Here is a 14736-nt window from a genome sequence, read left to right on the forward strand (position 1 = left end):
GTGACCCGTTTCAGGCGCTTGCTGAATATGACACGGCGATGATCCGGTCGGACTAAGCTCGCCCGCAGCGCACCGAGTTGATGTGTATTCGTGCGCTTGTTCCCTATATGTGCGACTCCCCGTCGATTCGTCTCAGAGGGCCTACATGGTGAGTGTCCAATCCCCTCCCCGGCGCCGTGAACTCCCGTATGCACGTGTGCTGTTGCTGCCTGCCATAGCGATGGCCGCGGCGACCGGAGCAGCCGCCGCCACGGTGACCGAGCCGGCCCGGGCGGCCGTCGTCTGGTGCGGTGTCGTCGCCACGCTGCTCGTGATCGCGACAGCGGCCGAAGCGGTCCGGCGCGGCCGCACCCTGCACACCCTGCGCGAGGAGAGCGCCCGTCACACCGCGTATCTGGAACGGCGCGTCGCCGGCCACGAGCAGGAGATGCAACGTCTCGCGCACGAGATCGCCCCGACCGCCATCTACTATCTGCGCGGCGGGAATTCCCCCCAAGAGGTGATTCGCCAACTCGGCGACTACGACCCCTCCTACCGCGATCTGCCCGTGGCCCAGGTGGCCCTGCTCAAGCGCGTGCTCGACATCGTCGACACCGAGGAAGCCATGCGGGACTCCTCGCAGCGCTCCTTCGTCAGCATCGCCCGGCGCGTGCAGGCCATCGTCCACCAACAGGCCAAGGAACTCCGGGAGATGGAGGAGGACCACGGCCGTAACCCCGAGGTCTTCGACGACCTGCTGCGCATCGACCACGGCACCGCACTGATCGGCCGGCTCGCCGACTCGATCTCCGTGCTCGGCGGTGGCCGCCCCGGCCGCCAGTGGCCGCAGCCCGTCCCGCTGTACAGCGTGCTGCGCGGCGCCATGTCCCGGATCCTGGAGTACCGGCGCATCTCGCTGGACAACATCGCCAAGGTCAACATCCGCGGCATCTCCGTCGAGCCGGTCATCCACGCCTGCGCCGAGCTCCTCGACAACGCCACGCGCTACTCGCCCCCGCAGACCAAGGTGCACGTCACGGCCACCGAGGTGCAGACCGGTATCGCCATCGAGATCGAGGACGCCGGCGTCAGCCTCAGCGAGGAGGCCCGTGCCCGGGCCGAGGGCATGCTGGAGCGCGCCCAGGCCGGTGTCGACCTCCAGGACCTCGGCGAGTCCCCGCGCCTCGGCCTCGCCGTCGTGGGGCGCCTGTGCAAGACGTTCGACATGCAGATCTCGCTGCGTGCCTCGGCGTACGGCGGAGTCCGCGCCGTCCTCGTCGTACCGCGCGTGATGATGACCAGCGATCCCGCGCCCGGCCTCGCCCACGGTGTCGGCGCGACCGCCGCGCCCAAGCTCGAGATCGGCGGTATCGAGGGTCCCCAGCGTGCCCCCAAGCGGCGGCGTCCCACCAGTCCGCGCATCCCCGCCGGCGTGTCCATGGAGGACGAGGTCCCCGAGGTCACCGAATGGACCGCCGGTGGTCTGCCGCAGCGGCGCAGCCGGGTCAAGGTTCCGCTCAGCCAGCGGCTCGCCGAACAGGCCGCCGCCGAGGAGGCGGAGCGGGAGGCCCAGGCGTCCCGGCCCTCCTGGGCGGCGCCCGTGCCCGAGCCCGAGCCCGAGGAGAAGGAGCCCGAACCCGGCCTGTGGGTCGAGGCGTTCTGGGAGGGGCTCAAGGGCGACCCGGACCCGACCGCATTCACCCAGCCGACCACTGAGCCGGCCCGCATCGAGGCCGACGACGAGAGGGACCACAAGTGATCCAGCAGCGAGCCAACTTCGACTGGATGCTCAAGGATCTCGCCGACGGAGTACCGGGCATCGAGATGATCGTCGTGCTCTCCGCCGACGGCCTGCGCATCGCTCGCTACGGGGGAGATCCCGACGCCGCCGACCGCGTCGCCGCCGCCTGTGCGGGACTGCAGAGCCTCGCGGGTGCCGTCGCCCACGAGATCCCCGGCAGTGACGGCCGGATGAAGCTGGTCATCATCGAGATCAACGGCGGCTACTTCTACCTGATGGCCGCCGGGGCGAACGCCTATCTCGCCGTCCTGTCCGACGTGGTCGCCGAACCCGGCCTGATGAGCAACCGCATGCGCGACCTCGTCGTACGCATCGGGGCCCATCTGACCAGCCCGCCCCGCCGCAACGGGCAGACCGTATGACTCCTCCGCAACGCCGGCGGCGATACCCCAGCCAGGAAAACGCAGAACCACCCCCGAAACCGAAACCGGCGAAAGAGGGCGACGCGAAGGCCCCGGAGCGGCTCTATGTGGTGGCCGGACCGGACGGCGAGCGCGCGGACATCGACCTCGTCACGTTAATCGTGGCGCGCGCCGACCCACCGCCCTCGGCCACCCCGGAGCAGACCGCGATGCTCCGGCTCTGCACGGCACCCCTCTCGGTGGCCGAGCTCTCGGCCTATCTGAGCCTGCCGTTCAGCGTGGTGACCGTGCTGCTCACCGACATGCTGACGGCAGAGCTGGTGCAGGCGCGCGCCCCCATCGTCCGGCAGGCGCTCCCCGACCGTTCCCTCCTCGAAGCGGTGATGCATGGACTTCAAAGGCTCTGACACCATCCCCGGACCACGCACAGAGGATCATCTGCCGCACACGGCGACGGCCGCGGTGAAGATCGTGATCGTGGGCGGCTTCGGAGTCGGCAAGACGACGATGGTCGGCTCGGTCAGTGAGATCAGGCCGCTGACCACCGAGGAGACCATGACGCAGGCCGGCGTCGGGGTGGACGACAACTACGGCTCCGACACCAAGACGGCCACCACCGTGGCGATGGACTTCGGCCGGATCAGCATCACCGAACAGCTGGTGCTCTACCTCTTCGGCACCCCGGGCCAGGAGCGCTTCTGGTTCCTGTGGAACGGGCTGTTCGAGGGCGCGCTCGGCGCGGTGGTGCTGATCGACACCCGCCGGCTCGAGGTCAGTTTCGACGTCATAGGACGTCTGGAGGAGCGCGGTGTGCCCTTCGTGGTCGCCGTCAACTCCTTCCCGGACGCGCCCCGTTACCCCATCGCCGACCTGCGCAGCGCCCTCGACCTGGCCGCGGAGATCCCGATCATCGAGTGCGACGCGCGCCGCCGGGCCTCCAGCCGCGACGTCCTGATGACACTGCTGCGCTTCCTGCACTCGCTGGCGAGGACGAAGGCTTCCACGTAGGCCCCGCCCCCAACTTCAGAGCCGCACGTGCGGGGCTACACCGTCAGAACCTCACGTGCAGGACTTCACGAGCAGAACCCACACCTGCCGAACCACACCTTCAGAACTTCAGCTTCGGAGCGACCATCGTGACGCCTGAACACCTCTCCCCGACCGGTACGGACGCCCCCCTGGCCGGCCCGCCCCCCGGCTGCCCCGCGCACGGCATCGGCCCCGGCGGGCTGCGCCGGCTGTACGGCCCCGAGGCGGAGAACCTGGGAGCCGTGTACGAGAAGCTCCGCGACGAGCACGGGCCGGTGGCTCCGGCGCTGCTGCACGAAGACGTGCCGATCTGGGTGGTGCTCGGGCACAGTGAGAATCTGCATATGGTGAGCACGCCCGCGCAGTTCTGCAAGAACAACCGGTTGTGGAAGCCGATGCAGGACGGGACGGTCAAGCCCGACCATCCGCTCATGCCGCACTTCGCCTGGCAGCCCATCTGCGCCCACGCCGAGGGCGACGAGCACGTGCGGCTGCGCGGTGCGGTGACCGCCGCCATGTCGACCATCAACCACAGGGGCGTCCGCCGCCATATCAACCGCGCGACCCAGCACCTCGTCAACAAGTTCTGCGAGGAGGGCAGGGCCGACCTGGTCGGCCAGTTCGCCGAGCACCTGCCGATGGCGGTGATGTGCCAGGTCCTCGGCATGGCCGACGAGTACAACGACCAGATGGTGCATGCCGCTCGCGACATGCTGAAGGGCACCGAGACCTCCATCGCCAGTAACGCGTACGTCATGGACGTCCTGATGCGGCTCACCGCCCGACGCCGGGCCGCCCCCGAGGACGACTTCACGAGCCATTTGATCAACCACTCGGCGCGGCTCAACGACGAGGAGGTGGGCCAGCACCTGCGCGTCGTCCTGATGGCCGCCTATGAGGCGACGACCAACCTCCTCGCCAACGTGCTGCGCCTGGTGCTCACCGACCCGGGATTTCGCGCCCAGCTCAACGGAGGCCAGATGACGGTGCCTCAGGCGGTCGAGCAATCCCTGTGGGACGAGCCGCCGTTCAGCACCGTCTTCGCCTACTTCGCCAAGGTGGACACCGAACTGGGGGGCCAGCGCATCCGCAAGGGCGACGGCCTTCTCCTCGGCATCGCGCCGGGCAACGTCGACCCACGCGTCCGCCCCGATCTGTCGGCCAACATGATGGGCAACCGCTCCCACCTCGCCTTCAGCGGCGGCCCGCACGAGTGCCCGGGCCAGGACATCGGCCGCGCGATCGCCGACGTCGGCGTCGACGCGCTGCTGAACCGGCTTCCGGACATCCAGCTCGACTGCAACGAGGACGAGTTGCGCTGGCGGGCGTCCATCTCGAACCGGCACCTGGTGGCACTACCGGTCCACTTCGACCCGAAGCCGCAGCAGGACGTGAAGGCGAAGCCCGACCACGCCGCCGTTCCGGCGCAGCGCACCGACTGGCAGGTTGGCGCGCCGAGTCCCGAGTACGCCCCCGTGGCCCCGGCGGCCCAGCCGACCGTACCGCCCCGGCAACCCGCCCTGGCGCCCGAGGAGCCGGCCCGTCCTGCCGGCGCCTGGCGGCGCTTCCTGCGGTGGTGGCGCGGCAACTGACCGGCCCGGTCGATGCGGGAGAACCACGCCTCGAGCGTTCGGGTGCTGCGGAAACCGTGTTCTGCTCGTTCGTGACCGGATCTGTGAGTTCCCGGCGCGGGCGGGCGAGTACGGTCTGCGTGACGTGGCTGCCGCACGGAACAATGGCCGGAAAGTGAAGTTTGTCGACGACTTGCCCCCTGTGGAACACAGGAATATGCCGGGCGTGTAGGCCGTTTCGGGGGCTGCGGCCTACACGTCAGCCCCCGATGAACTTTCCTGCGGCGGACATCGCGTCTGCGACGCTCGTCATCCAGCGCGACGGTGTGACCACACGAATCGGCGAGCCTCGTCGACTTCGCCGCCGTGAAAGACCTCGTCAAGCCATTCATCTGTCGGCACTTCGCCGAAAAGCCGCCTCAGTTCGCGCGCCATCGGCGGAGCAAGCGGGAATCGCTTCCCGTGCCGGCGTTCCTGGTACCGGTCCTGGATCTGCACGAAGAGGAAACCGCTGCGGCCGAAATGGACCAACGGCTCGGGTGCGCCGGTGAAGACCAGGTCATCGATGAGATCAAGGTAGATCGACCGGTAGCTGGCCTTCCTTTTCTCCGACCGCTGACCATTCGACGTCGGTTGGTGGTTGTCCACCGAGTAGATGCCGAGGGTCGATTTGCACAGGTCCATGGAGAGGCAATCGCACACGGCGCTGTCCATGAGCCATGAGAAGGACACCGGACCTGTTGCGCTGTTCCGCGCAACCATGATGGCGGTCCCGTACGCATTTCCGGTGTTACCCCGGAAAATGACCCCGTCCCACATGTCCGGCGAGTTCTTCAGTTCGTCATGGAGGCCGATGTGCTCGTCCCCGGGGCGGAAGTCCATCTTTTCCGCGTACTGCACAATGGACTGCCTGATCAGCGACAGCAGCGCATGGACCGCGTCCCGCCCCCAGTCGGCCGCGTCCATCGCCTCTACCAGGTCACGTACGGAGCGGCCGTACATGCGGAAGCGGCCACTCACCAGATCGAGCGGGGGTATGCAGATGTCGTCGAGGATGGTGGCGAAGGCGATGTAGTGAAGACCCAGCGGGTCTGCGCCGTATTGCTCACCGCACCAGCAGGCCATCCACTGGATGGTGTCGCGGCATGCGCGTGACACCGTGTCAGCGGCGCTTGCGTCACGTTTCTTCGTCCAGTCGGAATAGTGTTCCGGAGTGTCGCCGAGTCGTCCCCCGACCGTATCCCACCGTTCCACGACTTTTTCCAGCAAGGGCCACACGTTTATTCGGTGGCACTGCGCGACCGGGCCTACGTAGCCGTCTGCGCCCATCACGGTGTAGAGGTGGGCGGTCTGCTTGTTGTAACGCGACCTCGTGGTGGCAGGGTTGACAGCTGTCACCGGGTCCCGCGGGTAATGCAGGTACGTGCACGCTGTGCTTCGATCGCAATTCGTGCCGCACCAGAGTTCATGCGAACGATGAAGTAATTCCTGAATGCCGCGTGCGTCTGACAGCAGCTCCAGAGCCTCCTGCGCGGAGCCCTTCCAGGCGAGCATGTCCGGGGTTACCACCGTGACTTCGACGCGACGTGATTCCATGACCGAGCCTCCGCAAGAACATCCCACTTCTGGCCGTAATCCCCAGCGTGCGCGCGACGTCGGTCCTCGTGAAGGAGCACGGGAGGAGCGTACGACGGCATACGAGGGGCGCACTTGGTTGAAATGTTGTCATGTGCCGCAACGATCCGAAAGAGTTGGTTCTGATTCGGTCATGGCTATGCGGGTGAACTGATGGGGAACCCGGGGCACTTGTTGCCGCCGGTGCGAGAAGCGTTGCGGACAGGGGTGGTGGCTGCGCGCGATGGGCCCTTCGCCGATCAGGTCGCCCAGTCCTCGTACGCCCCCCAAGCCTCCAGCACCCGCCCGCTCCGGAACCGGTGCTCCACCCCCGTGACCGGATCGGTGAAGGTCAGTGCGCGGGCCAGTAGTTGCAGGGGGCGGCGGAAGTCGCCGGCGGGTACGGGGGCCGTCACCACGGGGTACAGGGGGTCGCCGAGGATGGGCACGCCGAGTGTGTTCATGTGGACGCGCAGCTGATGGGTCTGCCCGGTGCTGGGGAGCAGCCGGTACCGCGCGGGTCCGCCGGTCCGGTGCTCCGTCAGCTCGACGCGGCTGACGGCGTTCGGCTCGCCCTCCACCTCGTACGCGGCGAGCACCCCACGCTCCTTCACGATGCGGCTGCGCACGGTCCGGGGGAGGGCGAGACCGGGATCGTACGGCGCCACCGCCTCGTACTCCTTGCGGACCCGCTTGTCGCGGAACAGGGACTGGTACGCGCCGCGTTCCTCAGGGCGGACCGTGAACAGCACCAGCCCGGCGGTGAGCCGGTCCAGCCGGTGCGCGGCGCCCAGGGCCGGGATGTCCAGTTCCCGGCGCAGCCGCGCGAGCGCGCTCTCGGTGACATGGCTGCCGCGCGGGGTGGTGGCCAGGAAGTGCGGCTTGTCGACGACGACGATGTGCTGGTCGCGGTGGACGATCTCCAGCGGGAACGGCACCGGTACCTCCGGGGGCAGCTCCCGGTGGAACCACACGAACATGCCGGGTTCGTACGCCGCGTCGGGCGCCACGGCCCGCCCGTCGGCCCCGACGATGTCCCCCGCGGCGAACATCCCCTCGACGACGCCGGCGCCCGCGCCGCTGAGCCGCTCGACCAGGTACTCCCGTGCGGTGGCCCATGCCCCTTCGAGGGGCAGCCGCACCCGCACCGGATCGATCCCCAGCCGCTGCGGCAGGGGAGAGGGCGGAACGCGCGGCCGTCGTGTCATCACGATCAAGACTACGGCGCCGGAAAACCCGTTGGGGCCGGCCGCGCGACGCGTGCAGGATGCGGACCATGCCGTACACCACCAGCCCCGTCCTGCCCGCCGGAACCCTCAGCCGCTCGCCGCAGCCCGTGCTGGACACCGGGGACGGGCTGGTCCTGCGACCCTGGCGGATCGAGGACGCGTCCGCCGTGCACGAGGCCTTCCAGGATCCGCTGATGCACCAGTGGCACCTGATGACCAGCGGCTCGGAGGCCGAGGCCGCCGGCTGGGTCGAGCGCTGGCTGACGGAGTGGGAGGAGGAGCGCATCGCGCAGTGGGCGGTGGCCGACGCGGGAAGCGATCTGCTGCTGGGGCGGGTGGCGCTGCGTGACATCGTGCTCGCCGACGGCCTGGCGAAGATCGCGTACTGGACCACGGCGGCGGCCCGCGGCCGGGGCGTGGCCGTCCGCGCAACGGCCACGGTCACCCGCTGGGCCTTCGAGGAGATCGGCTTCCACCGTCTGGAGCTGCTGCACGCCGGGGCGAACCAGGCATCCTGCCGCGTCGCCGCGAAGGCGGGCTTCGTTCTGGAGGGCGTGAAGCGCAGCGCCTTCCTTCATCCCGACGGCTGGCACGACATGCACCTGCACGCCCGCGTCCGCGTCGACCGGCCCGGCTCACGGCTCCCGGCTTCCTAGACCTCCACCTCCTGAACGGCCGCCTCCGGTACGGCGCTTCGGTCCGCCGTGCGCCTCCGGTACGCCCGGTATCCGGCACCGATCACGAGCGTGGCCGCCAGGAAGAGGACCGTGAACCACTGGAAGTACCAGTGCCCGCCCGCCGGGTCGTACACCGCCGCCCGGGGCCACGCCAGGTTGAGGGTCATGAGCAGGCCGTAGAGGAGGGCGAGGGCGTTGACCGGGACGCCCCAGCGGCCGAGGGAGAAGAGCATGCCGCCGGCCTCGTCGGTGCCCTCCGTGGAGAACCCGCCGCGCAGCCGCCGGATCAGGAGCGGGCCGGTGACCATCGCGTACGCCAGGTACAGCAGCACGATGCAGGTGGTGCCGATGGCCAGGAACGCGTCAGGCGAGGCGAAGTTGAGCAGGAGCAGGGCCGCCGCGAGGACGCCGACCACCAGGGCCGGGGCGCCGGGCATCCCGGTGCGCGGGTTGACGTGTGCGAGCCGTGCGGAGAAGGGGAGTTGGCCGTCGCGGGCCATGGAGAACAGCATCCGGCAGGCCGCCGTCTGGATGGCGAGGGTCGCCACCGCGATCGCCACCACCACGTCCGCGAGCAGGACCTTGCCGACGCCGTCGCCGAGGCTGCTGGTCAGCACGTAGCTGAGACCGTCGACTCCCAGGTGCCCGTCGGTCAGGCTGGGCGCGGCGAGCAGACCGCCGAGGACGACCAGGCCGCCGAGGAGCCCCGCCGCCCCCAGGGCGGTGAGGATCGTGCGGGGCGCGGTGCGGCGCGGGTGATGCGTCTCCTCGCTCATCTCGCCGGCGCTGTCGAAGCCGATCATCACGTACGCCGCCGTGAACGACCCGACCAGCAGCGCCCCCAACAGGCCCGATCCTGCGGCCCCTTGGGTGTGGAAGGTGATGCCGGGGGAGCGCCGGGAGTGGGTCAGCAGCAGGACGACGATCAGGACCGCGCCGATGATCTCGGCGGTGACGCCGACGCGGTTGACCACGGACATCACCCGGTTGTCCAGGATGTTCACCAGGGTGGTCAGTACCAGCAGGACCACGCCCAGCACCGCCGCGTTCGCAGCGCCGTCGGGCGAGGTGGGCGCCGGGTCGGTGCCCACCAGCTGGAAGCCCGGCCAGATCGCCGGCAGCACCATCTGCAGCGCCAGCGCCGCCGCCGCGACCACCACGATCTGCCCGATCACCATGATCCAGCCCGCGAACCAGCCGAAGGCGGGGGTGGCCAGGCGTGAGGACCACTGGTAGATGGCGCCCGAGATCGGATAGCGGGCGGCCAGCTCCGCGAAGCACGCGGCGACCGCCAGCTGCCCGACCAGCACCACCGGCCAGGTCCAGAAGAAGACGGGCCCGCCGAAGGCGTACCCGAAGGCGAAGAACTGGAAGACCGTCGTCAGCACGGAGATGAAGGAGAACCCGGCCGCGAACGAGGCGTAGCGGCCCAGGCTGCGATGCAGCTCCTGGCGGTAGCCGAACTCGGCGAGCGAGCCGTCGTCGGGGGAGTGGGGCGGGTCGGGGCGTACGTCGGAGGGGGTGGTTGTCGTCACGGCGGCACCTGCCTTCGGCGCGGATTCCTGAGGGCGTGGAATTCCTGTCGGGCGACAGAAATTAGGGACGGGCTGTTTCCTGCGCGTCACGCCGGCATGTCCACGGCGGGCCCAAGTCCTCACGTGCTTGCTCTGCACCCGAAAACGCGATACATCGTGTGTATTGACGACCGCTCGCGGATCGCGATATGTTCGCGTACGGATATTCGGGACGGGGTGATGGTCATGGCGATGAAGCGCCGCAAGCTCGGCAACCCGCTGGCGCTGGCCGTGATGGTCACGCTCTGGCAGAAGCCGATGCATCCGTACGAGATCGCGCAGACGCTGCGCCGTCAGGGCAAGGACGTCAGCACGAAGATCAACTACGGCTCGCTCTACACGGTCGTGCAGAACCTCCAGAAGCACGGCTTCGTCGAGGTCGCCGACGTCGAGCGGCAGGGCAACCGCCCCGAGCGCACGGTCTACGGGCTCACCGAGGCGGGGCGGGAGGAGATGGCCGACTGGCTGTCCGATCTGCTGGCCGTCCCCGCCAAGGAGTTCCCGATCTTCGAGACGGCGCTCTCGCTGCTCGGCGCCCTGCCTCCGGACGAGGTGGTGCGGCTGCTCGAGGAGCGGCTGCAGAACCTGGAGGTGGAGGTGGCGAGCGGGCGCGCGGCGCTGGAGAAGCTGTGCGAGACGCTGCCGCGGCTCTTCCTCGTGGAGGTCGAGTACCAGTTGCACATGGTCGAGGCGCAGGCGCGGTGGGTCCGCGGTTTCCTCGAGGAGATCGAGAAGGGCACACTGCCCGGCGTCGACGGGTGGCGCCACTTCCACGAAACGGGGGAGCTGCCACCGGAGTTCAGATAACGAGAAGGACCCCGGCCGGGCTGTTGCAGCAGCGTGGCCGGGGTCTCGAACCCCGAGCTGGATCCGCCGTGCGGCGGCTCCGGGCGATCGAGGTGCGGCACACCCAGGATAGCCCGGCGCTCCCGGCACGGACGGATCAGCTGTCATCCGCTCATCAGGAGAGCTGTCGTCATGAGTACTACGCGTGCGCCCGCAGTGGAGGCGCGTCAGCTGATCAAGACCTACGCCGGTGACGTCACCGCCTTGCGCGGCATGGACGTCACCGTCGAACCGGGCACCGTCTTCGGGCTCCTCGGGCCCAACGGCGCCGGCAAGTCGACCACCGTCAAGATCCTCACCACCCTCGCGAAGCCCGACTCGGGCGCCGCGACCGTCGCCGGGCACGACGTGCTGCGCCACCCCGACCGGGTGCGCCGCGCGATCGGCGTGGTCGCCCAGAGCTCCGGCGCCGACCCGGTCGCCACGGGCCGCGAGAACCTCCAACTCCAGGGCAGGCTCTACGGGTTGAAGGGCGCAGCCCTCGCCAGGCGGGTGGACGAGCTGCTCGGCCGCTTCGGGCTCGGCGGCGCCGCGAAGCGTCCGGTCAAGGGCTACTCCGGCGGGATGCGGCGCCGCCTCGACGTCGCACTCGGCCTGGTGCACCGGCCCGAAGTGCTCTTCCTGGACGAGCCCACCACCGGTCTGGACCCCGAGGCCCGTACCGCGATGTGGGACGAGATCGACCGGCTGGCGGGCGAGGAGGGTCTGACCATCCTGCTCACCACTCACTATCTCGACGAGGCCGACCGGCTCGCCGAGCGCATCGCCATCGTCGACCGCGGACGCGTCGTCGTCGAGGGCACGCCGGACTCCCTCAAGGGCGAACTGCGCGGCGACGCCGTCCATCTGGAGCTGCGGGAAGTGGTCGGCGAGGCCGGCCGCACGCTCCTCGAGGGAGCCATCGGCCGGATGTCCGGCCTGCACGAGGTGCTGGTCGACGGGCGCCGTGTGAGCGTCCGCGCCGACGACGGGGCGGCGGCCGTACCCGCGCTGCTCGGGGCCCTGGAGCGGGCCGGGGTCGGGGTCGCCGCCGCGACCGTGGCCCGGCCCTCCCTCGACGACGTCTACCTCCGCTACGCCGGCCGCCGTTACTCCGAGGCCAACGCCGAAACCACCGACAACCTCGTCCTCGCCGGAGGTGCGCAGTGAGCACGGCCGTCTCCCAGACCTGGTACATGACCCAGCGTCAGCTCATGGTGTTCACCCGGCAGCCGGCGTACGCGATCATCACGCTGATCCAGCCGGTGATCTGGCTGTTCCTGTTCGGCAACCTCTTCAAGAAGGTCGTCGAGCTGGGCGGCTTCGGGACCACCAGCTATCTCGACTACCTGGTCCCGGGCGTGGTGGTGATGAGTGCGCTCAGCTCCAACATGTGGGCCGGCATGGGCACGTTGGAGGAAATCCAGCGGGGCACGCTCAACCGTTTCCTGACCACGCCGGTCAGCCGCGCGGCGCTGATGAACGGCAACGTCGTCAACAACGGCCTGATCACCGCCTTCCAGTCGGCCGTCATCGTGCTGCTAGCGCTGGCGGGCGGCGCGGACTACCCGGGCGGCATCGTCGGGGTCGCGGTGCTGGTCGTCGCCTCCGTGCTGCTCGGCACGATCTTCGGGGCGCTGTCCAACGCGCTGGGCATGCTGGTGCAGGAGCGCGAGTCGATCATCGGCATCAACACCTTCCTGCTGCTGCCGCTGACGTTCCTTTCGAGTGCCTTCATGGCGCCGTCGCAGATGCCGGACTGGATGCAGCACATCGCCGACTTCAACCCGCTCAACTGGGCGATGGTGGCGGGACGTTCGGCCCTGTCGGAGAACCCGGACTGGGGCGACGTGTGCAGCCGGGGCGGGGCGCTCCTCGCGCTCGCGGTGGCCGCGGTGTGGCTGTCGATCCGCACGTTCCGTTCGTACCAGCGGAAGGTGTGAGCACGGGCCGTGTGCAAGGCGAAGGGGCGGCACCTCGGCGAGGCGCCGCCCCTTCGGGGCGTCTCAGGTGTCGGGCGGCCGTCTCACGCGGCGGGTGCCGAGCTCTCCTGCTCCTGCTCGATACGGGCGTTCCACTCCCGCTTGGAGGCCTGCCAGCCGTCCTCGTTGTGGCCGAGCCGCCAGTAGCCGGAGATCGACAGGTCCTCGCGCGGGATCTGGAGCTCGACCCGCAGCAGCTGGCGCAGCTCCTTCACGAAGTGCGCCTCGCCGTGCACGAACGCGTGCATCCGGCCCTCGGGGAACTCCAGCGCCCGCACGGTCTCGCTGAGCAGCTCGCCCACGCGGCGCTCGCCGCGGTGCAGCCAGACGACCTGCACGTCGGAGTCGATCTTCTGCTCCTCCTCGGGGCCGGAGACCTCCACGAAGGCATGGGCCGTGACGTTGTGGGGCAGCGACTCCAGGGCGCGGGCGATGGCGGGCAGCGCGCTCTCGTCGCCGGCCAGCAGATGCCAGTCCGCGCTCACGTCGGGGGCGTAGGCGCCACCGGGACCCATGAAGTGGACCGTCTCGCCGGGCCGGACGCGCGCCGCCCAGGGGCCGGCCAGGCCCTCGTCGCCGTGGATGACGAAGTCCAGCGCCATCTCGCGGGACTCCGGGTCCCAGGCGCGCACGGTGTACGTCCGCGTCACCGGCCACTGCTCGCGCGGCAGGTCCTCGCGGATGCGCTCCAGGTCGAAGGGCTCCGGGTAGGTCACGCCGGCGGCCGGGGGGAACAGCAGCTTCACGTAGTGGTCGGTGCAGGTGTCGGCCGTGAAGCCGGCCAGCCCATCGCCGCCGAGGACCACGCGCTGCATGTGCGGGGTCAGCCGCTCGGTGCGGACGACCTGCGCACTCTGCGCCCTCCGCGGCTTGCGAGCCGGACGTTCTGCCATGGCGACCTCCCACACTTCCATGCTTAGGCTTACCTAAGTTAGCACCTCTCCGGTCGTGAACACGCTATCTGCCCCCACAATTCAGGGAACGGGGACATTGTTTACCTCTCCAGCGTGGTCAGCAGACGCTGCAGCGATCCGCCGAGGCCCCACCGTGCCGCCAGCTCGTCCAGCGCCGCCCGGTCGCGCGGGGCGTGCGGCAGCGCCGTGTCGACGTCCGGCAGGGGAACGTCGTCGGCGACCTTGACGACCTTCGGCGCGACCGCGACGTAGGGCCGCGACTCGTCGAGCCGCTTGCGCTGCGACGGCGTGAGCTTCGCCTTCGGGTCCTCGACCGCGGCCATGATCCCGGCCAGGTCCCCGAACTCGTCGAGCAGCTTGGCCGCCGTCTTCTCGCCGATGCCGGGCACGCCCGGCAGCCCGTCACTCGGGTCGCCGCGCAGCAGCGCCAGATCCGCGTACCCCCTGCCGTCGACCCCGTACTTCCCGCGCAGCCACGCCTCGTCGGTGAGCTGGAGCGTGCCGACGCCCTTGAGCGGGTAGAGCACGCGCACCCCGCGCGCGTCGTCCACCAGCTGGTACAGGTCGCGGTCGCCGGTGACGATGTCGACCGGGCCCTTCGCGCGCGCCGTGAACGTCCCGATCACGTCGTCCGCCTCGTACGGCTCCACGCCCACGCGCGCAATGCCGAGCGCGTCCAGGACGGCCTCGATGACGGGCACCTGCGGGGAGAGGGTGTCGGGCACCTCCTCCTCGTCCGGTCCCGCCGCGTGCTCCTCGGCGACGCGGTGCGCCTTGTAGGAGGGGATCAGGTCGACCCGCCACCGGGGGCGCCAGTCGGCGTCCATGCAGGCCACGAGGTGGTCCGGCCGGTGGTCCTTGACCAGGCGGTCGATGAATTCGAGCAGCCCGCGCACGGCGTTCACCGGCGTCCCGTCCGGGGCCTTCACGGACTCCGGGACGCCGAAGTAGGCGCGGAAGTAGAGCGAGGCGGTGTCGAGGAGCATCAGTCGTCCGGTCACGTCTCGCATCATGCCGTACGGCACCGACAGTCACCCCGCCACGACTCCGGGGTGACAGTTGTGAGCGCCTTGTGAACTGGCCCACTGGTGCGTTTGGACTGGACCACTTCGGGCAGGCGCGGCCCCGGAGCGATGCGGTTGCACCTTCAACCGGTTACGGCCCGTCGGCTCCCAGTTT

The 14736-nt window shown here is 69.6% G+C and carries 14 protein-coding genes; 9 read left to right on the top strand and 5 right to left on the bottom strand.

Going from position 1 to position 14736, the window contains the following annotated elements; genetic code table 11:
* The first annotated feature begins 145 nt into the window (after nt 1-145).
* The 5 genes from ACIBN2_RS23965 (at nt 146) to ACIBN2_RS23985 (ending at nt 4763) form a co-directional block, all read left to right on the top strand.
* Nucleotides 146-1738 (top strand): sensor histidine kinase, encoded by a 1593-nt coding sequence (locus tag ACIBN2_RS23965; protein ID WP_399137053.1) that lies wholly within the window; start codon nt 146-148, stop codon nt 1736-1738.
* Entirely contained in the window at nt 1735-2142 is a 408-nt protein-coding gene (locus ACIBN2_RS23970; protein ID WP_016434374.1) for a roadblock/LC7 domain-containing protein, read from the top strand. The genes ACIBN2_RS23965 and ACIBN2_RS23970 overlap by 4 nt, the downstream gene beginning before the upstream one ends.
* Complete coding sequence (locus tag ACIBN2_RS23975) at nt 2139-2549, top strand: DUF742 domain-containing protein (protein WP_399137055.1); 411 nt, start codon at nt 2139-2141, stop codon at nt 2547-2549. Before ACIBN2_RS23970 ends, ACIBN2_RS23975 begins: the two co-directional genes overlap by 4 nt.
* Nucleotides 2530-3150: a GTP-binding protein gene (locus ACIBN2_RS23980; RefSeq protein WP_399137057.1), complete on the top strand. Its 621-nt coding sequence runs from the start codon at nt 2530-2532 to the stop codon at nt 3148-3150. The genes ACIBN2_RS23975 and ACIBN2_RS23980 overlap by 20 nt, the downstream gene beginning before the upstream one ends.
* A 128-nt stretch (nt 3151-3278) precedes the next feature.
* Nucleotides 3279-4763 (top strand): cytochrome P450, encoded by a 1485-nt coding sequence (locus tag ACIBN2_RS23985; protein WP_399137058.1) that lies wholly within the window; start codon nt 3279-3281, stop codon nt 4761-4763.
* A 288-nt stretch (nt 4764-5051) separates the two neighbouring features.
* On the opposite strand, the gene ACIBN2_RS23990 is transcribed toward ACIBN2_RS23985, so the two are convergent.
* On the bottom strand, nt 5052-6338 hold the full coding sequence (locus tag ACIBN2_RS23990) for a hypothetical protein (RefSeq protein WP_399137060.1): 1287 nt from the start codon (nt 6336-6338) through the stop codon (nt 5052-5054).
* A gap of 278 nt (nt 6339-6616) precedes the next feature.
* A complete protein-coding gene (locus ACIBN2_RS23995; protein ID WP_399137061.1) occupies nt 6617-7564 on the bottom strand; it encodes an RluA family pseudouridine synthase in 948 nt (315 codons plus the stop codon).
* A gap of 68 nt (nt 7565-7632) precedes the next feature.
* On the opposite strand from ACIBN2_RS23995, the gene ACIBN2_RS24000 reads away from it, so the two are divergent.
* On the top strand, nt 7633-8241 hold the full coding sequence (locus tag ACIBN2_RS24000; RefSeq protein WP_399137062.1) for a GNAT family N-acetyltransferase: 609 nt from the start codon (nt 7633-7635) through the stop codon (nt 8239-8241).
* Here the strand turns inward: ACIBN2_RS24000 and ACIBN2_RS24005 are convergent.
* The gene (locus ACIBN2_RS24005; RefSeq protein ID WP_399137064.1) at nt 8238-9797 is read right to left on the bottom strand and encodes an amino acid permease; all 1560 of its coding nucleotides are present in this window, start codon (nt 9795-9797) and stop codon (nt 8238-8240) included. The two genes, ACIBN2_RS24000 and ACIBN2_RS24005, sit on opposite strands and share 4 nt — an antisense overlap.
* Nucleotides 9798-10022: 225 nt before the next feature.
* On the opposite strand from ACIBN2_RS24005, the gene ACIBN2_RS24010 reads away from it, so the two are divergent.
* From ACIBN2_RS24010 to ACIBN2_RS24020, 3 genes are all read left to right on the top strand, one after another.
* Nucleotides 10023-10643 carry a PadR family transcriptional regulator gene (locus ACIBN2_RS24010; protein ID WP_399137066.1) on the top strand — a complete coding sequence of 207 codons (621 nt, stop codon included), beginning with the start codon at nt 10023-10025 and terminating at the stop codon, nt 10641-10643.
* Nucleotides 10644-10814: 171 nt separating this feature from the next.
* Nucleotides 10815-11831, top strand: coding sequence for an ATP-binding cassette domain-containing protein (locus tag ACIBN2_RS24015; protein ID WP_399137067.1), 1017 nt, complete (start codon nt 10815-10817; stop codon nt 11829-11831).
* The gene (locus ACIBN2_RS24020) at nt 11828-12604 is read left to right on the top strand and encodes an ABC transporter permease (RefSeq protein WP_399137069.1); all 777 of its coding nucleotides are present in this window, start codon (nt 11828-11830) and stop codon (nt 12602-12604) included. The genes ACIBN2_RS24015 and ACIBN2_RS24020 overlap by 4 nt, the downstream gene beginning before the upstream one ends.
* An 83-nt stretch (nt 12605-12687) precedes the next feature.
* Here the strand turns inward: ACIBN2_RS24020 and ACIBN2_RS24025 are convergent, their stop codons facing one another.
* Both ACIBN2_RS24025 and ACIBN2_RS24030 read right to left on the bottom strand, forming a co-directional pair.
* On the bottom strand, nt 12688-13536 hold the full coding sequence (locus tag ACIBN2_RS24025) for a siderophore-interacting protein (protein WP_399137071.1): 849 nt from the start codon (nt 13534-13536) through the stop codon (nt 12688-12690).
* 101 nt (nt 13537-13637) lie between these two features.
* Nucleotides 13638-14567: a 5'-3' exonuclease H3TH domain-containing protein gene (locus ACIBN2_RS24030; RefSeq protein WP_399137455.1), complete on the bottom strand. Its 930-nt coding sequence runs from the start codon at nt 14565-14567 to the stop codon at nt 13638-13640.
* Nucleotides 14568-14736 lie beyond the last annotated feature (169 nt).

Source organism: Streptomyces sp. NPDC050534 (genome assembly GCF_044457745.1).
Classification (GTDB): Bacteria; Actinomycetota; Actinomycetes; order Streptomycetales; family Streptomycetaceae; genus Streptomyces.